Below are 19,612 nucleotides of genomic sequence, written 5' to 3'. Positions count from 1 at the left end.
AGGGATTCTGTGAAGAAACCCTATGTTTATTTGGTAGGGGCTGGCCCCGGGGACGAAGACTTAATCACATTAAAGGGATTAAGATGTATAGAAAAGGCAGAGGTGATTCTATACGATAAATTAGCAAATCCAAACCTATTAAAATATAAACAACCAACTGCGGAAATTATCGATGTAGGAAAAGCTCCAGACCATCATCAATATAGTCAGGAGGAGATTAATCGACTTCTGGTTTCTAAGGCAAAGGAAGGAAAGGTTGTTACAAGATTGAAGGGGGGAGACCCCTTTGTGTTTGGCAGAGGGGGAGAAGAGGCATTGGCTCTCTATGAAGAAAATATTTCCTTTGAGGTGGTTCCAGGAATTACGTCAGCTATAGCGGTGCCCACCTATGGAGGTATTCCTGTAACCCATCGTAATGTCAGCACCTCCTTTCATGTGATTACAGGGCATGAAGACCCTACAAAGGAAGTGGCAACTGTTAATTATGAGGCGTTGGCCAAACTAGCGGGAACCTTAATCTTTTTAATGGGAGTAAGTCATTTGAAGGAGATTACGGAAAAGCTGATGCATCATGGAAAGGACGAAAATACACCAGCTGCCCTTATTCATAGAGGAACCACCGCTAGACAAAGAACCGTCACTGGAACCCTTGAAAACATTGTAGAGGTGGCGAGAAATAACAACATAAAATCCCCTTCCATTATTATGATAGGAGAGGTGATCAATCTAAGGCCCCAGTTAAACTGGCTGCAACAGTTGCCTTTGCAGGGGAAACGAATACTGGTAACAAGAACAAGACAACAGGCCAGTGATTTATCAAAAAGATTGAAGGAGCTAGGGGCAGAGGTAATAGAATTCCCTACCATACAAATTGAAGCACCGAAGGATTTTACAGAGATAGATGCAAAGCTCAATCATTTGAAGGAAACACAGCATATTATCTTCACTAGTGTTAATGGAGTTCAGGCTTTTTTTCAAAGATTGAAGGCATTAAAAATAGATATTCGAGCCATAGGAGAAGCAAAAATCTATGCCATTGGCTCAGCCACAAAAGAGGCACTAGAGGAAAAAGGGATATTGGTAGATAGAATCCCAGAGGCTTATACGGCAGAAGGAATCCTAGAGGCAGTAAAAGATATCATTAAAGAAGGAGACCGAGTTCTTTTGCCAAGGGCAGATATCGCTAGAAAAGCATTATCAGAAGGGTTAAGCGTAATGGGGGCTGTTGTAGAAGAGATAGATATCTATAGAACAACGATTCCCACCTATAGCAGAGAGGATTTGCTAGAGATACTAGAAATACCAGTTGATTACATAACCTTCACCAGTTCTTCTACCGTAAGAAATTTTATAGAAATATTGGGAGAAGAAAATAAACATCTTATAGAAAGCAGCAAGCTAGCGGTGATAGGACCGATTACAGGACAAACAGCCAAAGACTTAGGCTTAGAGGTAAACATAGAGGCAGAGAAATATACGATTGAAGGGTTAGTGAAAAGTATAAGGGAGGGGTCTGACCTTGAAGGATTTTAAAAGATCTAGAAGATTGAGAAGTAGTGCTGAGATGAGATGTCTAGTTCAGGAAACTACTGTACATATTTCAGATTTAATTTATCCCATGTTTGTCGTTCATGGGGAAAACATAAAGCGAGAAATCCCAAATCTCTTTGGACAGTATCATCATTCTGTTGATCAACTGAAGAAAGCGGTTGGAGAAGTAGTGGAGCTAGGGATCAAAGCCATTGTGTTGTTTGGCTTGCCAGAGGTAAAGGATGAAGAAGCTTCTGGTGCCTATGCGGCGGAGGGAATTGTACAGCAGGCGATAAGAGAGGTAAAGAAGCATTATCCTAACCTTTTGGTAATCACAGATGTATGTCTATGCCAGTACACCAGTCATGGGCATTGTGGTGTTGTGAAAGAAGGAACGGTTAACAACGATGAAAGCATTGAAACACTAGCCTCAACAGCCTTATCCCATGCTATGGCTGGAGCAGATATGGTTGCACCCTCTGATATGATGGATGGCAGAGTTGGAAGGATTAGAGAGGTGTTGGATGAAAACAACTTCAAGCATATTCCCATTATGAGCTATAGTGTTAAATATGCTTCAGCTTTTTATGGCCCCTTTAGAAGCGCTGCCAACTGTGCACCTCAATTTGGAGATAGAAAGACCTATCAAATGGATCCTGCCAATAGGTTAGAGGCTATAAGACAGGTACAAGCGGATTTAGAGGAGGGGGCAGACATTATTATGGTGAAGCCAGCCCTAGCTTACATAGATATTATTCGAGAGGTGAGAGACCGCTTTTCTATGCCATTGGCTGCCTACCACGTTAGTGGCGAATATGCCATGATTAAATTAGCGGCAAAGCATGGATTGTTAAAGGAAGAAGAAAGTATGGTGGAGGCGTTAACGGCTATTAAAAGAGCTGGTGCCGATATGATTTTAACCTACTTTGCCAAAGATATGGCAAGATGGATTAGGAGGAATGGGTAATGAACTTAGAAAAGTCTAAAAAGCTTTTTGAAGAAGCAAAGGCAGTGATGCCTGGCGGTGTAAACAGTCCAGTTAGAGCATTTTCATCGGTAAAAATGGATCCTTTATTTTTAAAAAAAGGAGAAGGTACCTATATTTATGATGAAGATGGTAACAAATATATAGATTACGTAGGCTCCTGGGGACCTCTGATTTTAGGGCACTGTCATCCAGAGGTGATGAAAAACCTCAAAGAGGTTGTAGAATTAGGCACCAGCTTTGGTGCACCTACAGAAATCGAAACTAGAATGGCTCAGTTGATTGTGGAGGCAATTCCCTCGATTGAAATGATTAGAATGGTGAACTCTGGCACAGAAGCTACTATGACGGCCTTAAGATTGGCAAGGGGGTATACCGGCAGAAGCAAAATTGTGAAGTTCAATGGGAATTATCATGGCCATTCCGACAGCTTATTAATCAAGGCAGGCTCTGGTTTGTTAACCCATGGGGTTCCCAACAGCCCTGGTGTACCAGAGGATGTTGTTAAAAATACCATCACTGCTAGATATAACGATATAGAAAACATTGAAGAGATCTTCAAGACCTATGGAAAAGATATTGCAGCTGTGATCGTAGAGCCGGTGGCAGGGAATATGGGGGTTGTTCCTATGACCCAATCATTTGCCGACAGACTAAGAAGTATCACAGAGGAATATAGTAGTGTTTTAATATTTGACGAAGTAATGACAGGCTTTCGTGTAGCTTTTAAAGGGGCTCAAAGCCTATATAACATTACCCCAGACCTTACCTGTTACAGCAAGATAATAGGGGGAGGCTTACCTGTGGGAGCCTTTGGTGGTAAAAAGGAGATCATGTCTATGATGTCACCAATAGGGCCAGTGTATCAAGCAGGAACCCTTTCCGGCAATCCTCTAGCTATGATGGCAGGTTATACAACCCTAAAGATTTTACGAGATAATCCTGAAATCTACGAAGAATTAGATAGAAAAGCAGAAATGTTAGAGAAAGGCCTAAAGAAACATGTTGAAACATTAGGTATAAAAGCTTCCTTTAACAGAGTAGGGGCTATGTTATGCATGTTCTTTACAGATCAAGAGGTAGAGAATTTTGAAGCTGCTGTAACCTCTGATACAGAGAAGTATGCTGTTTACTTTAAGGAGATGCTGAAGCGAGGGGTTTATCTAGCACCGTCTCAGTTTGAAGCAACTTTTATCAATGCTGCCATGAGGTATGAAGATATTGAAAAAACCCTAGAAGCTGCCTACCATGCATTAGAGGAAGTAAAGAGGCTGGCATAAGATGAAGACTGCAAAAGGTTTTTTATTGGCAGGCACTCAAAGCGGCGTTGGGAAAACTACTATTTCCACGGGAATAATGGGGGTTCTGAAGAAACAGGGATGGAGGGTAAAGCCTTTTAAGGTGGGTCCTGATTATATAGACCCCCAGTTCCATCATTTTATTACCGGTAATCCCTCTAGAAATCTAGATGGATACATGCTTCAGGAGGAAAAGATTAAAAAAATATTCACACAAAACCTTCAAGAGGGAGATATAGCAGTGGTGGAGGGGGTAATGGGGCTTTACGACGGATACGGCACTGAAAAGGACCAGGGAAGCTCTGCCCATATTGCTAAAATGTTAGATTTGCCAGTGGTATTGATTATAGATGGTAGTGGTACCTCCACCAGTGCCGCCGCCATGGTATTAGGCTATAAGCTGTATGACCAGGAAGTAAATATTCAAGGAGTGATTATTAACAACCTTTCTGGTGAAAAACACTATCTTCTCCTAAAGGAAGCAATAGAAAGAGATACGGGAGTAAAATGTGTTGGCTATCTGAAAAAAAATAGAAACATTCAATTGAAAAGTAGGCATTTAGGCTTGATTCCCTGTGGCGAAGTACCAGAGCTGCAGGAAAAGGTAGAGGAAGCAGTGACCATGGTGGAAGAAACCATTGATATGCTTGCATTACTAAGTTTAAGTGGAGAGATAGATACTGCAAACCACAAAGCGTTTGTAACGAAACCTTTAGAGCAAAAAGCTACTATTGCCTATGCCTATGATGATGCCTTCAACTTTTACTATGAAGACAATTTAGACATACTAAAGGAGTTGGGCTGCCAGCTCATTCCCTTTAGCCCATTAAGGGATGGGGAACTGCCGAAAGGAATAGATGGCATCTATATAGGAGGAGGCTTTCCAGAGGTGTTTGCTAAGGAACTAGAGGCAAACACAAGTATTAGGAGGTCTATCCTGGAAAAGGCGCTAAAGGGCTTGCCTATCTATGCAGAATGTGGTGGATTTATGTATTTAACCAAAGGAATTCAAACCTTTGATGGGAATTATCACCAAATGATAGGAATCTTTGATGCTACAGCAGAAATGACCGGTCGCCTACAGCGGTTTGGCTATTGTGAAGTAGAGATTAAAGAAGATAGCAACTTTTTTAAAGCTCCCTTTAAAATAAAAGCCCATGAATTTCATCGGGCAGTAGTGAAGGGCCATGACACTAAATATTGCTACGATGTTAAAAAGATAAAAAAAGGAGAAGTTGCGGAGAACTGGAGCTGTGGCCTAGAAAAATATAATTGCTTAGGAGCTTTTCCCCACATACATTTTTATAGCAACCCCTTCTTTGTAGAGAGCTTCCTTCAAAAATGTCAAAGCCATAAAAGAGATTAAGAATGACGGAGGAGGGAGAAAAATATGCAGGTTGAAAAATTTAGAGATCTTACCCTTATAGAACATACAGCAGATAAGCTTTTGGTAATTGCCTGCGATTCCTGTGGGGGCATAGGCAGTAAAGAAAATGATGTGCTAAAGGTACCACCAGAAATAGTAGGTTACTACACCGCAAGAGTAGCTTTGATGGAGGTTTTATCAGTAGGTGCTGAGGTGTTAACAGTGATTGATACCTTATCGGTGGAAATGGAGTCTACTGGAAGGAGAATTGTTCAAGGGATTGAAGGCTTGTTGGAGGAAGCAGAAATTCAAGCTGTTTGTTTAAATGGTAGTACAGAAGAAAACATTCAAACCAGCCAGACGGCGATGGGGATCACCATCATAGGAGAAGTGGAGAAGGCTTCCATCAAAGTGAAGACCTCTTCAAAGGGAAATCAGGTTGTTTTATTAGGAATTCCTAAGGTTGGAAGTGAACTGAACCTACCCTTTGACGAGGAAATCTGTAGCATAGAAGATCTGAGAAAGCTTTTAAGTATAGAGGAAGTCAATGAAATATATCCAGTGGGATCTAAAGGGATCTTTTACGAAGCTAAGTATTTAGGTGACAGCAATGGATGCTTATTTAAAGTGGTAGGAGAACCGCCTGTAGACATGAATAAATCTGCAGGACCTGCAACAGCGGTTATATTTACAATAGAGGCTAAAAATTTTTCGGCAGTAGAAAAAAAAGTCAAGAAACCCCTACAGATTATTGGGGAATTAATATAAGGAGGAAAAAAATGAAAAAGAAAAGTATTCTTTATGCACTGACCCTAGCGGGGATATTTGCTCTCACACCTATACCCGTATTTGCAATGCACATCATGGAGGGGTTTCTTCCAGTAAAGTGGGCAATTTTTTGGTGGCTTGTATCAATACCTTTTCTAGTGGTGAGCTATAGAAGAATTAAGGGTATTTTAGATGAAAATCCAAATGGGAAAATGATGCTAGCTCTTTGTGGTGCATTCATTTTCGTACTTTCAGCATTAAAGTTACCTTCAGTTACAGGAAGCTCTTCTCATCCAACAGGGGTAGGTCTAGGGGCAATATTATTTGGACCCTATGCCATGGTATTACTTTCTTTTATCGTTCTTGTATTTCAAACGCTGCTGTTGGCCCATGGAGGAATTACTACTTTAGGAGCAAATACCTTTTCCATGGGAATCGTAGGTCCCATCGTAGCTTATGGCAGCTACAAATTGTTACAAAAAACAAAAGCACCTGCATGGTTTACTGTACTTATAGCTGCTACTCTAGGGAATTTTTCTACCTATGTGGTAACTTCATTACAGCTGGCGGTGGTGTACCCAGATCCTGTTGGAGGATTTCAAGCTGCACTTATGAAGTTTATGGGGATTTTTGCCCTTACACAAATTCCTTTAGCTGTTACAGAAGGACTACTAACCGTTGCTATTCTAAATGTTATATGGAAATACAACCGAGAAGGGTTGCAAGCACTAAACTTTATGAAGGAGGAGATGTAACATGAAAAGCAACAGAAAAAAACTATTTCCCAGTACAATATTATTGTTAGTATTGGCTATAGCATTAATGATATCTCCTTTGATATTCCTTAAAGGTGCAGAGTTTGAAGGCGCAGATGATTTAGCAGGGGAAGCTATCTTGGAATTAGCGCCTAATTATGAACCTTGGTTTGAACCGATTTTTGAACCATCTAGTGACGGGATGGAGAAGGTCTTGTTTCTTCTTCAAGGAGCCATTGGTGGAGGCATTATCCTATATGTTTTAGGACATATGAGAAAGACTGGGAAAAAGGAAACAGTCTAATGTATTTTGTTGATCATCTTGCTTATTGTAGTCCTTTAAGAAAAATGAATCCAAATCAAAAGTTAATATTTTCTATAGCAAATATGGTGATGGTTTTGTTAGCAACGGGTTATATTTTGCCTGTTGCTGTGATTTTATTAATGACTTTGATTACCATAACAAAAGGAAAAATTTCTGTAAAAAACTTTGGAAAGATACTACTTCTCCCAGCCCTTTTTTTGATCATGGGAATCATACCAGTGATGGTGGGATTAGAAATGGAGGCAGGTTTAAAAATTTATCTAACATGGGAAGGCTTTTATCAAGGTATATTCTTAGCGGTTAGAGCTTTAGCTGCAATAATTTGTCTGTATTTTTTCATACTAACAACCCCCATGGTGGATACACTGCAATTATTAAAGAAATATAGATGTCCTGCTTTGATAAGAGAATTAATGTTTTTGATTTATCGATTTATTATGATTCTTACAGAAATAACAATGAAAATATTTTTAGCACAAAGATGCAGGGGTGGGTATAATACCATTAGGAACAGCCGACAATCCCTTTCTCACTTGGTATCCAGCTTGTTTTTGGGACTCTATCAGCGAAGCGAAGAAAGCCAGCGAGGGTTAGTAGCAAGAGGATATAATGGGGAAATAGATCTTCTTCCCCTAGAATATGATCCATCCCCGAAGGTCTGGTTATTTATTATCACTACACAAGCAGCATTGCTTTTTTTGTTAATGATTTAGGAGGTTTTTATGGAACAACAATGGATTCTACATTTAAAGAACATAAGCTATAATTATCCTGATGGTACACTGGCATTAGATAACCTCCATGTAAAAATACCAAAAGGACAGAGAATTGTATTTTTAGGTCCTAATGGCTCGGGAAAATCCACTACCTTCCTCCATATGAATGGTGTACTAAAGCCTCAAAAGGGTGAAGTTTATTATGAAGGCCAAAAACTTTCCCATAAAGAGAGTAAAGACCTGTGGAGGAAGGTGGGAATTATCTTTCAAGATGCGGATACCCAGCTATTTTCCACCAGCGTATATCAGGAAATATCCTTTGGACCCAAAAACCTAGGTCTTTCCAATGAGGAAGTAAAAAAGAAGGTGGTAGAGGCCATGGAGGCCACTGATGTTTCAAAGCTACAGCATAAACCAGTACATTTCTTAAGTGGCGGAGAAAAGAAGCGGGTATCTATTGCTGATATTTTAGCTATGGATACTGAGATAATTCTATTGGACGAGCCTACCATATCCTTAGATCCTAAGCATGCAACAGAGCTAATGGAGATATTGGAGGAACTGCATAAAAAGGGAAAAACCTTAATCATTTCTACCCATGATGTGAACTTCGCCTATAGCTGGGGAGATTATTTTTATATTATGAAAGAAGGCAAAGTCCTGCTAGAGGGAAGTTATCAAGAGGTATTTAAACAACAGACACTTTTAAAAGAAGCAAACCTAGAAGTCCCATGGATTTTAGAAATTTACTATGATTTGTTGGAAAAGGGAAAAATCAAAGCCCCTTATCCACCTAGAAATAAACAGGAATTATTAAAATATCTATAATAGAGCAGGGTGATGACATGATGATTCAGGCAATCTGTCCCGCCTCCTGTGGCGAGTTGCTGCAGGGTTATATTGAGGGAGGAGAAAAGCTGATTTCCTACAGTATTAACTTATTTAGTAGGGTTAGCATAATACAAAAAAACCAAAATGACAAAGAAAACATACCCCATAATTATACAAAGGCCTATAGAATGCTGGAGAAGGTCTTTAAATACTATGGCTATGATGAAAAAGACTATAAGCATCTATGCTTAAAAATAGATTCGCCTATTCCTATTGCTAAAGGAATGGCCAGTAGCACTGCAGATTTAGTTGCTACTGCTACAGCCACAGCAGAATACTTAGGTAAAGCTATTACCCAAGAAGAAATAGCTAAGCTTTCTATAGGGATTGAGCCCACCGATAGCATTGTTTTTTCTGAGATTACTCTTTTTGATCACCTAAAGGGTAGTTTTTATAAACAATACGGTACCTTTCCTAGCTGTAAGGTATTACTTTTAGAAGGAAGAGATGTAATTGACACCATAGACTTTCGTAAAACTGATAGAACTAGCATTATAAAGAGTAATGAAAAAGAAGTAGCAGAAGCACTTTTTCACTTTCAAAAGGGAATAAAAGAGCAGAGTTTAAAGGAACTGGGGAAAGCGGCTACCATCAGTGGATTTGCAAACCAGAAAATCCTATACAAGGAAGGTTTGGAGGAAATCCATGAAATTAGCCAAAGGTTTGGTGCTTATGGTATCAACGTGGCTCATAGTGGTTCTGTTATAGGAATTCTGTATAATGACACAGATTTTGATAGGGAAGGCTTTTGTCATACCCTTAAAGATAAGGATTTTATGAAAAGCTATTTATCGATTTGCAGCTATGATATTATTCCCGGAGGGGGAAGGATTTTGACTTTATAATCAAAGGGAGAGGAAACAGATGGAATATATCAAGGATCCAATGGAAATAGAAAGAAAAAGCTTTGAAATCATAACCCAGGAGCTAGGAGAAAAAACCTTTCCAGAAAAAGAGGGAAGGATTATCAAGAGAATGATTCATACAACTGCCGATTTTCAGTATGCTGATATCACTGAAATTAGCAAAGAAGCGATTGATTCTGCCTTAACAGCCTTAAGAGAAGGCTGCAGTATTTACACCGATACAAAGATGGCTATGGCGGGAATTAATAAAAGCGTGTTAAAGGAATTAAACTGCGAAATCTACTGTCTAGTGGACGATCCTCAAGTAGCAAAAGAAGCAAAGGAAAAGGGTCTTACCCGATCCATGGTGGCAATGAAAAAGGCAGTGGAGGATGAAAAAACAAAAATATTCGTTATCGGAAACGCTCCTACAGCATTGTTTCAGTTATGCCACTATATAGATGAAGAGAAAAAAAGTCCTAGCTTGGTGGTGGGTGTACCCGTGGGTTTTGTAGGGGCTAAGGAATCTAAAGATGAATTAGTTAAGAGAAGCGTTCCCCATATCACTACATTAGGAAGAAAAGGTGGTAGCACTGTAGCAGCCGCCATTGTAAATGCCTTGTTGTATATGTTGAAATAGGAGCATAACTTATGATAGATAAATATGTGGTGAGAAATGGAAAGCGCCTGCGATATGGTTATACTACAGGTTCTTGTGCTGCTGCCGCTTCTAGGGGAGGTGCCCAGATGCTTTTAACGGGAAAACCTGTAGAGGAGGTGAAAATCTCTACCCCAAAGGGATGGGATTTAACACTAGCCCTTTTTGACTGTGAAGTTGGAGAAGGGTGGGCCTGCTGTGGTATAAAGAAGGATGGAGGAGATGACCCCGACGCTACCAATGGTCTTATGATTTACAGCAGGATAAGCTGGCGACAGGATAATAAAATCAATATTGAAGGCGGTATTGGTGTAGGAAGAGTTACAAAAAAGGGCCTGCCAGTGGCTGTAGGAAAAGCTGCTATTAACCCCGTTCCTCTTCAGATGATAGAAAAGGAAGTACGGGAGATCATTGGTAAGGAAAGAGGCGTGGACATTGAGATTTTCGTTCCCAAGGGAGAAAAAATAGCTGTAAAAACCTTTAACCCTCGATTAGGAATTCAGGGGGGGATTTCTATATTAGGAACCTCCGGAATTGTGGAGCCTATGTCTGAGGAAGCCTGGAAGGAATCTCTATCTCTAGAGGTTTCTGTAGCAAAAGAGGAGGGTCTAGATAAATTGATCTTTGTCCCTGGCAACTACGGTAGGGATCTAGTCAAAAACAATTACAGCTTCCAGGATAACTATGTGATTAAAACCAGTAACTTTATAGGTTTTATGCTGGATAAGGCAGTAGGATATAAAATAAAGAAGGTTCTTTTGGTAGGTCACCTAGGAAAGCTAGTAAAGGTGGCAGGAGGTATTTTTCACACCCACAGTAAGGTGGCAGATGGTAGAAGGGAAATATTGGCGGCTTATGTAGGGTTGTTAGGAGCTTCTGCTGAAGAAATAAAGAGTGTGTTGAATAGCAATACAACAGAAGAGGCAGTTACCCTCCTTCAGCAAATGAAAAAAGAGGAAATCTTCCCGCTGCTGGCCCAAAAGATTACAGAAAAAGCAAGAGAAAGAACTGCAGAAGAGATAGATATTGGCACCATTATTTTTACGATGGAGCATGGAATCTTGGCTATTTGTCCAGAAGGAAAAAAGCTACTGGAGGAGTTTAAGGAATGAAAAAAATATGGATAGTTGGAATAGGTCCTGGTCATCCAGATTATGTGTTGCCAGCGGCCTATAGAGCTGTGGAGACCAGTGACATTTTAATAGGAGGTAGACGGAACCTTGAAGTCTTTCGAGACTATAAGGGAGAGACCTATGTTATATCAAAGGATTTGAAGGAAGTAGTGGAGTATATAAAAATTCATAAGAAAGACAAAAACATAGCAGTCATTCTTTCAGGAGACACAGGTTTCTATAGTATGCTAACTTATCTTAAAAAGTATTTCCACCAAGAAGACTTAGAAGTAATACCCGGAATTAGCTCTCTACAATATCTTTTTAGCAGAATGAAGGAAACCTGGCAGGAGGTACCCCTCACCAGTCTTCATGGAAGAGAGACTAACTTTATTGAGAAACTGCGTCAATTTAAGAAGATAGGATTGTTGACGGATACTCTTTATACCCCAGAGAAGATAGCAAAGGACCTAATCCATGCAGGACTGGAGAAGGCAGTCATGGTGGTGGGAGAAAATTTATCCTATGAGGAAGAACGAGTTATTAAGGGAAGTCCTAAGGATATCATAGAAAAGGCTCCCTATCAAATGACAGTGGTGGTGATTACATATGAATAAAAAATGGAATTACAGCAGCTTCGGAATCCCTGATAGTTATTTTATAAGGGGAAAGGCCCCTATGACGAAGGAGGAAGTAAGGGCTGTTGTGATGGGAAAACTGAGGTTACAGGAGGACAATATTTTTATAGATGTAGGAGCAGGCACTGGTTCGGTATCTATTGAAGCGGCTTTAAAGCTGTCTAAAGGCAAGGTTTACGCTATAGAGTATAAAGAGGAAGCCTTAAATTTATTAGAAGTTAATAAAAATGCCTTTGAATTAAACAACATAGAAATATTAAAGGGTAGAGGAAAAACAGAATTAAATAAAATTGAAGCCTTTGATAGGATCTTTATCGGAGGTAGTGGTGGAGAATTACCTTGGATAATGGACCATGCTTTACAACATCTTTCTCAGGAGGGCAGAATCGTCATCACCGCCGTTACTCTTGAGACTTTGACATCGGCGCTGCATGGTTTAAAGGATAAGGGATTTCAAGAAGTTGAAATGGTTTCAATAGGAGTTTCTAAAGGACGTTCCACGGGAAACTATACCCTTATGGAGGCCCAAAATACCATCTATGTCCTGTCGGCTACAAAGAGATGAAAAACGAAAAGGAGGACTTTTTATGAAGGGGAAGCTATACGGCATAGGGGTAGGCCCGGGAGATCCTGAACTACTAACCCTAAAGGCTGCAAAAATACTTGGAGAAGCAGATGTGATTATTTGTCCTAAAGGAAAAAAGGAAGAAGAAAGCATTGCTTTAAAAATTGCTAAAGTGCATATCACTTCATCGGCAGAAATCAAGGCTTTAGTATTTCCTATGGTTTATTGTCAGGAAACACTAGAAAGTCACTGGAAAGAGAATATCCGCATCATTGAAGATGCTTTAAATAAAGGAAAAAAGGTAGCCTTTCTAACGTTAGGGGATGCTTTATTATATAGCACCTATATATACATTCTAAAGGCTTTAAAGGAAAAAAATTATGATATTGAAACCATTCCAGGCATCACCTCCTTTAGTGCCACCGCCAGTAAAGTAAACCTTCCTTTGACGGAGGGAGATGAAACCTTAACGATTCTTCCCTTAATCAAAGAGGAAGAAAAGGTGGAGAGGGTGCTAAATAACGCTGACAACTTAGTGGTATTAAAGGTATCTCACGACCCTAAAGGGTTAGCAGAAAAGCTAAAAAAGAATGGGCTAGAAAAGAATTTTGTGATGATTTCAAAGTGCGGTCATGATGATGAATTTATTACTTCAGATATAAAGGATTTAGAGGAAGAAAAGGTTCCTTATTTATCAACAGTTATTATCAAAAAAGGAGGGGAGTTCCATGACTAAAGTCTATTTTATAGGAGCAGGGCCTGGTGACCCAGAGCTAATTACACTTAAGGGCAAGAAAAGAATACAGGAGGCAGATGTCATTATTTATGCCGGCTCTTTAGTAAATCCACAGGTGATCGCTGATAGAAAAGAAAATGCCCAGGTTTATAATAGTGCCTCTATGACCTTACCAGAGGTAATAGAGGTGATGAAGGGGGCGGCAGCTGATGACAAAATTGTTGCTAGAGTCCATACGGGAGACCCCAGTATATATGGTGCCATTAGAGAACAGATGGATGCACTAGAAGAGCTAGCGATAGATTATGAGGTTGTACCCGGCGTTAGCTCCTTTGTGGCTTCAGCTGCTCAGCTAAAAAAGGAATTTACCCTTCCTGAGGTGTCACAAACTGTGATTCTAACCAGAATGGAGGGGAGAACCCCTGTACCTTCTGGAGAAAGCCTTGCTTCTCTTGCACAGCATCAGGCTTCCATGGCAATATTTTTATCCGTCCAAATGATTCAAGAAGTGGTGGAGGAGCTATTAACTGCTTACCCTTCTAATACACCAGTTGCAGTAGTTCAAAAAGCCACTTGGGAGGACGAAAAAATCGTGGAGGGAACATTAGCGGATATTGCTCTTAAAGTGAAGGAAGCTGATATCAAGAAAACAGCACAAATCTTAGTAGGCAATTTTTTAGGAAATGACTATGCTCTGTCTAAACTATATGATGAAAACTTCACCCATGAATATAGAAGGGGAAAGGAATAAATGAAGATAGCTATTCTTTCCGTAACAGAGGGTGGTAAAAGGATGGGACTGAAACTAAAAAGGCATCTACCAGAAAGCCACCTATATGTGTTATCTAAGTTTTTCAAGGAGGAAGAAGATACGCTTCCTATAGAGCCAGATTTAAAGACTGTGGTGGAACGACTATTTCCTTCAATAGATTATTTGATCTTCATTATGGCTACGGGTATTGTAGTGAGAAGTATAGCTCCCTATATAGTAGATAAAAGACAAGACCCTGGTGTGATTGTAATGGATGAAAAGGGACAAAGTGTCATCAGTTTATTATCAGGGCATATTGGAGGGGCCAATGAGTTGACTTTAAAAATAGCTTCTAAAATTGGAGCCAACCCTGTCATCACCACAGCTTCAGATGTGCAAAATACGATGGCGGTAGATACATTAGCCCAAAGGCTTGAATGTAAAATTTACAACTGGCAGCTAACAAAGCAAATAACTGCTCACATTGTTAATGGTGGAGAAATAGATGTTTTTAGTGAAATTCGCATTTCCTTTCCTCTGCCTATAAATTATCATATTGTAAAAAACCTTGAGGAAATCTCCTCTACAACCTATGGCATCTACATAGGCAATAAAGCTATAGAAAATATAGAAGAAAATCTACTACAGCTATATCCTCAGAATCTAATCATAGGGGTAGGCTGTCGGAAAAACACCTTAGCTTCTGCTGTTTTTTCAGAAATAAAGGAAGCCTTAAGAAAGTGCAACAGAAGAATAGAGGCTGTTAAAAAAATAGTAACAGTGGATGTAAAGGCAGAAGAGGAGGGACTAAAGGAAGTTACTGAAACCTTGGGGATTCCCTTAGAAATTATAGAAAGACAACAGATAGTAGAAATAGAAGAAGACTTTGATATCTCTCCCTTTGTGAAGAAAACCATTGGAGTAGGCTCCGTCAGTGAGCCCTGCGCTTACTTAGGTAGTCAAGGGGGAACAATGCTCCTGAAAAAACAGAAAAACCACGGTGTTACCATTTCAATAGCGGAAGAAAAAGAGAGGAGATAAGAGATGAAAAAAATATTTGTCATCGGTATCGGACCCGGAGAAGAAAGTTATATGACGCCAGCTGCGAAAGAAGCAATTCTAGCCAGTGATGTGGTCATAGGCTACAAAACCTACATAGATTTAATTCCACATCTTGTAGAGAATAAAAAAGTAATAGATAGCGGTATGAAAAAAGAAATAGAAAGGTGTAATCTTGCCTTAGACTTAGCAGAGGAAGGGTCTACAGTTTCATTAGTCAGCAGTGGAGACCCTGGCATTTATGGTATGGCAGGAGCTATGCTGGAGGTAAAGGGACAGCGAGATAGTACTGTAATCATTGAAGTTATCCCGGGGGTAACTGCTGTTAGCGCTGCAGCAGCAGTACTAGGAGCTCCATTGATGCACGATTTTACAGTGATTAGCTTAAGCGATTTGCTTACTGATTGGGAGGTAATCAAAAAGAGACTGCATTTAGCAGCAGAGGGGGACTTTGTTATAGCCCTTTATAACCCTAAAAGTAAAGGGAGAGTAACCCAGATTGAAGAGGCTAGAGATATATTGTTGAAATACAGAAAAAAAGAAACCCCTGTTGGTATCGTCCGCAATGCAAAGAGAGAAGGAGAAGCCCATATGATCACTACATTAGATGAAATGCTGCAGCATCCCATTGATATGTTAACAGTGGTGATTATCGGCAACAGCAATACTTTTATCCAAGGGAACAAAATCATTACACCAAGGGGATATGCCCTATGATTTTAGCCCTCTGTGGAACAACAGAAGGAAAGATATTGGTGGAAGCTCTTACGAAAAAGGGATTGCAAATTATAGCCACTGTAACCACAGCTTATGGTGGTAAATTGTTAAAGGAAAATGCTAAGATAGAGGTAATGGAGAAAAAACTAGACAAATTAAGGATGGAGACTTTGATTGAAGAAAGAAGGATTACCGCCATCGTAGACATTACTCATCCCTATGCAGAAAACATTTCTAGATTGGCACTAGAGGTATCAAAAGTAAAAAAAATCCCCTATTTTCGCTACGAACGGCAGGATACTTTTTCTAAAGAGACAGAGGAGGAAACTCTTCTTTGGGCGGAGAATTTTTCCCATGCGGCAAAAATGGCGAAGGATTTTGAGGGAAAAGTATTTCTAACCATAGGAAGCAATCACCTGCCTACGTTTCTTAAAGAAATAAAAGTAGATCGATTGATAGCTAGAGTTTTACCTTTATCAAAAATTGTTAAAACCTGTGAAGATTATGGTTTTACTCCCGATAACCTGATTGCCATGAAAGGACCCTTTAGTGAAGAAATGAATCAACAAATGTTTAAAAGCTATGGAGCCTCTGTTGTTGTAACGAAAGATAGTGGTGAAGCTGGTGGTACAGAAGAAAAAATAAATGCAGCAAAATATTTAAAAATTCCTGTTATATTGGTAAAAAGACCATCTATTTCTTATGGAAAAATTTATTATGATATAAATGAAATAGTGAATAAAATGGCTTTCATTTATGGAAAATAATTGTGAAGATAGTAGTAACCAATTAAAAGGAGGCTATATACACATGAACCAAGAAGTGAATAAAGATATGGGCAAAATGAGCTATGCCAGTCTATCTCAAGATCAACTACAAAAATTAATGACAATTGAGGATGAGATTAACAAAAATAGACAAGAGAAAGTTTTTTTAATGGCTTTTGTTGATAAGATGTAATCAACAGAAAGAGGATGTGGGGACACATCCTCAGTTTATTGCAACGCTTAGTGTGTTAAAATTTATAAGTATATATTTACATAATAGGACATATTTCCTAGAAACCTAAGGTAGGACTTTGGAAAATGGTGTAGAATAATTTAAGTAGAAAACAAATCTTTGAAGAAATTTTGAAAAACAGCAGGATTTTCTACTGAAGATGACGAAAAATACCATGAATCCACTTTAGGGAGAGATGAAAATGTTTAACTATTTCATCAGCATAAGTTTTTTAGGCATTATCCTAATTCCTGTTATACTAATATTTTTAACATTGATTCAATCAATAGGGGAAGATGTTAGGAAAGTAGCTGTTAACACAAAAGAAAAACAGACATATTATAAAACTTCACTCAAAAAAGAAACATATCCTCAAAGACTTCGACGGATTAAATAGTCTTCTTCCATTAAGTAGGGAAAGGACTATTTTTCTTTATAAATCCATTAACAATGTACTAGTATATTGAATAAAATAGTTAATATAGGGCGACAATCAAAATACAATTATTTCATGAGGCTGGTGATTTTGATGAGTGAAGGGTTACAATGTTGTATTTGCAATGGTAAAACCAGTACAGGAATTGTCTTGTTAAACCAATACATATGTGGAAACTGCGAACGAGAGATGATACATACTCCCATAGACCAATTAAAATATGAGGTATACAAAAAGAAAATCAAAAATATTTGGAAGCAATTCTTAAAAAAAGCTTAAGAAGAAAAGGGACTCTAAAAGTCCCTTTATTTATTTAAGTGTTGCACTCTGTGAAAGTGATTGACTCAAAATCATAGATTTTGGTCATCTACTTTTGGTCATCTACTTTTTGTCATCTACTTTTTTCTATTCTGCTTCATTTTTGTCTGCAGATTATTTCGTAAATTTTCTTTTCGCTGGCTTTTTACTTTATCAATAGAAATATCCAGCATATGAGAAATCTCCATATCAGATTTTCTGTTGCTATAGGCTTGAACTAAATTTTTTAAATTGGTAATTTTATTATTCAAATAGGCCACCACCTTTACAGATTTTTTGTGGCTTTTTCTCTAGACATATAGTGTCTATGATTTTAGTATTTCTAAAAAATAAATATTCTATACCTAAAAGGGAAAAGCACGATTATTATCGAATTATTAATAGATAAAAAGGCATATTTTTAAGGTTAGTGTCATTCTGAGCATAGCGAAGAATCTTGATCAATATAAAAAAAGATTCTTTACTTTGCAAGATCCTTCACTATCACTCAAGATGGTAGATTCAAAAAAATGCAATGAATTTTATCAAGCTATAGGGTTGGTTATCTATAAAAGGAAATCTCTGAAACTTATTAAAAAGGAGGATCTTAGATGAAGGAAACACCACTATTAGATCGATTGCTAGAGCTTCAACAAGAAAAGCTCAAATCCTTTCATATGCCGGGTCACAAAAATGGAAAAATATTCAAAAAATTCAACTTTAAAAATTTTAGAGACTATTTAACCAACATTGATACAACCGAAATCATCGGTACAGACAACCTGCATAATGCTAAAGAAGTAATTAAGCAGGCGCAGGAGAGGGCTAGTGAGGTCTTTAAAAGTGAAGAGACCTTCTTTTTAATCAATGGAAGCACCTCTGGTATATATAGCATGATTATGGCTGCTACTTCTCCCGGAGACAAAATCATTATAGGGCGAAACTGCCATCAATCGGTTATTAATATTACTATTTTAGGGGACTTAGTTCCAGTCTATCTCTATACAGAAATGGATATTCAGGAGGGAATTGCCCTTGGTATCTCTCCTGAGGAAGTAGAAAAGAAACTAAAAGAGAATCCGGATGCTAAGGCGGTAGTAATCCCTTATCCTACCTACCATGGTTTTGCCAGTGATTTAAAGACAATAGCAAAAATAGTTCATCATCATGGAAAAGTGCTTTTGGTGGATGAAGCCCATGGTGCCCATTTAGGATTAAGTGATGAACTGCCTATGACAGCCTTAGCCTGTGGTGCTGATGCTGTAGTGCAAAGCATTCATAAAACCTTGCCGGCCTTTACTCAAAGTTCTATGCTGCATGTACAAGGAAATCGAATGGATAGAGAAAAGTTAAAATTTATGTTGCGGCTACACCAGAGCTCTAGCCCTTCCTATATCTTAATGGCTTCCCTTGACTTGGCTACCACGATCTATCAGAATCACGGTAGGCAATTGATGCAGGAGCTGCTAGGTCATATGGAGGCATTTAAGGAAAAAATGAAGGCTGTTGAGGGGGTTACTGTTTTAGGGAAGGAACGGGTAGGCAAGGACTTTATCAAGGCTATGGATGGCACTAGACTATGGATTAGTATGAATGAAAACAAAATAAGTGGTTACGAACTGGAAAACAAGCTAAGAACCAATTTTGGCATTCAAATGGAATTATCTAATATCTACGGAGTATTGGGAATGACCTCTATTGGGAATGACCGAGAAGATTTTGAGCAGCTTTATGAAGCATTAGCTTCTCTTTCCAAAGAAAAAGGAGAAGAGGAAATTGCAGGGATGCCCTTCTATTCCTATTCTATACCAAAGAGAATTTTTACTCCAAGAGAAGCACTCTATCGAGAGAAGAAAAAAGTAAGAATAGAGGAAAGTATAGGCCAAGTCAGTGGAGAATACTTTATTCCCTATCCTCCAGGGATACCTATATTGATCCCAGGGGAGGTCATAGAGGAAGAAATGATTATCTATGTAAAGGCTATGATGAAGAAGGGAATGGAAATAACCGGGCTAAAGGATCAAGAATATAAAGAAATAGAAGTGCTGATATCATTATAGATATGTGATAGTATATTAAAATTCATATAGAGTTTAAAAATTATATTTGATTTAATAGAAAGGGTAATGCAATTTCTATAGATATACGTCTCTATGCTTTAATTT

At 38.7% G+C, this 19,612-nt stretch carries 24 protein-coding genes; 23 read left to right on the top strand and 1 reads right to left on the bottom strand.

Features of this window, described 5'->3' with window-relative positions; all coding sequences use genetic code 11:
* The first annotated feature begins 9 nt into the window (after positions 1–9).
* From cobA to CHB72_RS28280, 22 genes are all read left to right on the top strand, one after another.
* Entirely contained in the window at positions 10–1,533 is a 1,524-nt protein-coding gene (cobA, locus tag CHB72_RS12255; protein WP_089283170.1) for a uroporphyrinogen-III C-methyltransferase, read from the top strand.
* The gene (hemB, locus tag CHB72_RS12250; protein WP_089283169.1) at positions 1,520–2,497 is read left to right on the top strand and encodes a porphobilinogen synthase; all 978 of its coding nucleotides are present in this window, start codon (positions 1,520–1,522) and stop codon (positions 2,495–2,497) included. The genes cobA and hemB overlap by 14 nt, the downstream gene beginning before the upstream one ends.
* Positions 2,497–3,795 (top strand): glutamate-1-semialdehyde 2,1-aminomutase, encoded by a 1,299-nt coding sequence (gene hemL, locus CHB72_RS12245; protein ID WP_089283168.1) that lies wholly within the window; start codon positions 2,497–2,499, stop codon positions 3,793–3,795. The genes hemB and hemL overlap by 1 nt, the downstream gene beginning before the upstream one ends.
* A 1-nt stretch (position 3,796) precedes the next feature.
* Complete coding sequence (locus CHB72_RS12240) at positions 3,797–5,179, top strand: cobyrinate a,c-diamide synthase (RefSeq protein WP_089283167.1); 1,383 nt, start codon at positions 3,797–3,799, stop codon at positions 5,177–5,179.
* A gap of 24 nt (positions 5,180–5,203) precedes the next feature.
* Positions 5,204–5,947, top strand: a complete 744-nt coding sequence (locus CHB72_RS12235; RefSeq protein ID WP_089283166.1) for an AIR synthase related protein — start codon at positions 5,204–5,206, stop codon at positions 5,945–5,947.
* Positions 5,948–5,958: 11 nt separating this feature from the next.
* Positions 5,959–6,702 carry an energy-coupling factor ABC transporter permease gene (locus tag CHB72_RS12230; RefSeq protein WP_089283165.1) on the top strand — a complete coding sequence of 248 codons (744 nt, stop codon included), beginning with the start codon at positions 5,959–5,961 and terminating at the stop codon, positions 6,700–6,702.
* Between the two features lies 1 nt (position 6,703).
* Positions 6,704–7,006, top strand: coding sequence for an energy-coupling factor ABC transporter substrate-binding protein (locus CHB72_RS12225; protein ID WP_089283164.1), 303 nt, complete (start codon positions 6,704–6,706; stop codon positions 7,004–7,006).
* Entirely contained in the window at positions 7,006–7,740 is a 735-nt protein-coding gene (cbiQ, locus tag CHB72_RS12220; RefSeq protein WP_089283163.1) for a cobalt ECF transporter T component CbiQ, read from the top strand. The genes CHB72_RS12225 and cbiQ overlap by 1 nt, the downstream gene beginning before the upstream one ends.
* Positions 7,741–7,749: 9 nt before the next feature.
* A complete protein-coding gene (locus tag CHB72_RS12215) occupies positions 7,750–8,571 on the top strand; it encodes an energy-coupling factor ABC transporter ATP-binding protein (RefSeq protein WP_089283162.1) in 822 nt (273 codons plus the stop codon).
* Positions 8,572–8,588: 17 nt separating this feature from the next.
* Positions 8,589–9,479, top strand: coding sequence for a GHMP family kinase ATP-binding protein (locus tag CHB72_RS12210; protein ID WP_089283161.1), 891 nt, complete (start codon positions 8,589–8,591; stop codon positions 9,477–9,479).
* Between the two features lie 19 nt (positions 9,480–9,498).
* The gene (locus CHB72_RS12205; RefSeq protein ID WP_089283160.1) at positions 9,499–10,119 is read left to right on the top strand and encodes a precorrin-8X methylmutase; all 621 of its coding nucleotides are present in this window, start codon (positions 9,499–9,501) and stop codon (positions 10,117–10,119) included.
* An 11-nt stretch (positions 10,120–10,130) separates the two neighbouring features.
* Positions 10,131–11,249, top strand: coding sequence for a cobalt-precorrin-5B (C(1))-methyltransferase CbiD (gene cbiD / locus CHB72_RS12200; protein WP_242975116.1), 1,119 nt, complete (start codon positions 10,131–10,133; stop codon positions 11,247–11,249).
* Positions 11,246–11,866 (top strand): precorrin-6y C5,15-methyltransferase (decarboxylating) subunit CbiE, encoded by a 621-nt coding sequence (gene cbiE / locus CHB72_RS12195; protein ID WP_089283159.1) that lies wholly within the window; start codon positions 11,246–11,248, stop codon positions 11,864–11,866. Before cbiD ends, cbiE begins: the two co-directional genes overlap by 4 nt.
* Positions 11,859–12,452, top strand: coding sequence for a precorrin-6Y C5,15-methyltransferase (decarboxylating) subunit CbiT (gene cbiT / locus CHB72_RS12190; RefSeq protein WP_089283158.1), 594 nt, complete (start codon positions 11,859–11,861; stop codon positions 12,450–12,452). The genes cbiE and cbiT overlap by 8 nt, the downstream gene beginning before the upstream one ends.
* A 22-nt stretch (positions 12,453–12,474) precedes the next feature.
* A complete protein-coding gene (cobI, locus tag CHB72_RS12185; protein ID WP_089283157.1) occupies positions 12,475–13,188 on the top strand; it encodes a precorrin-2 C(20)-methyltransferase in 714 nt (237 codons plus the stop codon).
* Positions 13,181–13,939 (top strand): precorrin-4 C(11)-methyltransferase, encoded by a 759-nt coding sequence (cobM, locus tag CHB72_RS12180; RefSeq protein WP_089283156.1) that lies wholly within the window; start codon positions 13,181–13,183, stop codon positions 13,937–13,939. The genes cobI and cobM overlap by 8 nt, the downstream gene beginning before the upstream one ends.
* On the top strand, positions 13,940–14,980 hold the full coding sequence (gene cbiG / locus CHB72_RS12175; protein WP_089283155.1) for a cobalt-precorrin 5A hydrolase: 1,041 nt from the start codon (positions 13,940–13,942) through the stop codon (positions 14,978–14,980).
* A 3-nt stretch (positions 14,981–14,983) separates the two neighbouring features.
* Positions 14,984–15,715 (top strand): precorrin-3B C(17)-methyltransferase, encoded by a 732-nt coding sequence (gene cobJ, locus CHB72_RS12170; protein WP_089283154.1) that lies wholly within the window; start codon positions 14,984–14,986, stop codon positions 15,713–15,715.
* On the top strand, positions 15,712–16,482 hold the full coding sequence (locus CHB72_RS12165; protein ID WP_089283153.1) for a cobalt-precorrin-6A reductase: 771 nt from the start codon (positions 15,712–15,714) through the stop codon (positions 16,480–16,482). The genes cobJ and CHB72_RS12165 overlap by 4 nt, the downstream gene beginning before the upstream one ends.
* Positions 16,483–16,525: 43 nt before the next feature.
* Positions 16,526–16,675 (top strand): hypothetical protein, encoded by a 150-nt coding sequence (locus tag CHB72_RS26550; RefSeq protein ID WP_176431346.1) that lies wholly within the window; start codon positions 16,526–16,528, stop codon positions 16,673–16,675.
* A 241-nt stretch (positions 16,676–16,916) separates the two neighbouring features.
* Complete coding sequence (locus CHB72_RS12160) at positions 16,917–17,111, top strand: hypothetical protein (RefSeq protein WP_089283152.1); 195 nt, start codon at positions 16,917–16,919, stop codon at positions 17,109–17,111.
* A 114-nt stretch (positions 17,112–17,225) separates the two neighbouring features.
* Complete coding sequence (locus tag CHB72_RS28280; protein WP_089283151.1) at positions 17,226–17,429, top strand: sigma factor G inhibitor Gin; 204 nt, start codon at positions 17,226–17,228, stop codon at positions 17,427–17,429.
* A gap of 116 nt (positions 17,430–17,545) precedes the next feature.
* On the opposite strand, the gene CHB72_RS26545 is transcribed toward CHB72_RS28280, so the two are convergent.
* Positions 17,546–17,719, bottom strand: coding sequence for a hypothetical protein (locus tag CHB72_RS26545; protein WP_176431344.1), 174 nt, complete (start codon positions 17,717–17,719; stop codon positions 17,546–17,548).
* Positions 17,720–18,058: 339 nt separating this feature from the next.
* Here CHB72_RS26545 and CHB72_RS12150 point away from each other — a divergent pair, with 339 nt between their 5' ends.
* Positions 18,059–19,507, top strand: a complete 1,449-nt coding sequence (locus tag CHB72_RS12150; RefSeq protein WP_089283150.1) for an aminotransferase class I/II-fold pyridoxal phosphate-dependent enzyme — start codon at positions 18,059–18,061, stop codon at positions 19,505–19,507.
* Positions 19,508–19,612 lie beyond the last annotated feature (105 nt).

This window comes from Anaerovirgula multivorans, from assembly GCF_900188145.1.
GTDB classification, from domain to species: Bacteria; Bacillota; Clostridia; order Peptostreptococcales; family Natronincolaceae; genus Anaerovirgula; species Anaerovirgula multivorans.
Note: the sequence above shows the minus strand (reverse complement) of the source record. Positions and strands in the feature narration are given on the sequence as shown.

Coding starts and splice junctions, on each gene's coding strand:
- cbiD (WP_242975116.1), top strand. CDS start 10,131: ATGATAGATAAATATGTGGTGAGAAATGGAAAGCGCCTGCGATATGGT.
- cbiQ (WP_089283163.1), top strand. CDS start 7,006: ATGTATTTTGTTGATCATCTTGCTTATTGTAGTCCTTTAAGAAAAATG.
- CHB72_RS12235 (WP_089283166.1), top strand. CDS start 5,204: ATGCAGGTTGAAAAATTTAGAGATCTTACCCTTATAGAACATACAGCA.
- CHB72_RS12210 (WP_089283161.1), top strand. CDS start 8,589: ATGATGATTCAGGCAATCTGTCCCGCCTCCTGTGGCGAGTTGCTGCAG.
- cobJ (WP_089283154.1), top strand. CDS start 14,984: ATGAAAAAAATATTTGTCATCGGTATCGGACCCGGAGAAGAAAGTTAT.
- cbiG (WP_089283155.1), top strand. CDS start 13,940: ATGAAGATAGCTATTCTTTCCGTAACAGAGGGTGGTAAAAGGATGGGA.
- cobM (WP_089283156.1), top strand. CDS start 13,181: ATGACTAAAGTCTATTTTATAGGAGCAGGGCCTGGTGACCCAGAGCTA.
- cbiT (WP_089283158.1), top strand. CDS start 11,859: ATGAATAAAAAATGGAATTACAGCAGCTTCGGAATCCCTGATAGTTAT.
- CHB72_RS12230 (WP_089283165.1), top strand. CDS start 5,959: ATGAAAAAGAAAAGTATTCTTTATGCACTGACCCTAGCGGGGATATTT.
- CHB72_RS12215 (WP_089283162.1), top strand. CDS start 7,750: ATGGAACAACAATGGATTCTACATTTAAAGAACATAAGCTATAATTAT.
- CHB72_RS12165 (WP_089283153.1), top strand. CDS start 15,712: ATGATTTTAGCCCTCTGTGGAACAACAGAAGGAAAGATATTGGTGGAA.
- CHB72_RS12225 (WP_089283164.1), top strand. CDS start 6,704: ATGAAAAGCAACAGAAAAAAACTATTTCCCAGTACAATATTATTGTTA.
- cobI (WP_089283157.1), top strand. CDS start 12,475: ATGAAGGGGAAGCTATACGGCATAGGGGTAGGCCCGGGAGATCCTGAA.
- CHB72_RS12205 (WP_089283160.1), top strand. CDS start 9,499: ATGGAATATATCAAGGATCCAATGGAAATAGAAAGAAAAAGCTTTGAA.
- CHB72_RS12150 (WP_089283150.1), top strand. CDS start 18,059: ATGAAGGAAACACCACTATTAGATCGATTGCTAGAGCTTCAACAAGAA.
- cbiE (WP_089283159.1), top strand. CDS start 11,246: ATGAAAAAAATATGGATAGTTGGAATAGGTCCTGGTCATCCAGATTAT.
- CHB72_RS26550 (WP_176431346.1), top strand. CDS start 16,526: ATGAACCAAGAAGTGAATAAAGATATGGGCAAAATGAGCTATGCCAGT.
- CHB72_RS28280 (WP_089283151.1), top strand. CDS start 17,226: ATGAGGCTGGTGATTTTGATGAGTGAAGGGTTACAATGTTGTATTTGC.
- CHB72_RS12160 (WP_089283152.1), top strand. CDS start 16,917: ATGTTTAACTATTTCATCAGCATAAGTTTTTTAGGCATTATCCTAATT.
- hemL (WP_089283168.1), top strand. CDS start 2,497: ATGAACTTAGAAAAGTCTAAAAAGCTTTTTGAAGAAGCAAAGGCAGTG.
- CHB72_RS12240 (WP_089283167.1), top strand. CDS start 3,797: ATGAAGACTGCAAAAGGTTTTTTATTGGCAGGCACTCAAAGCGGCGTT.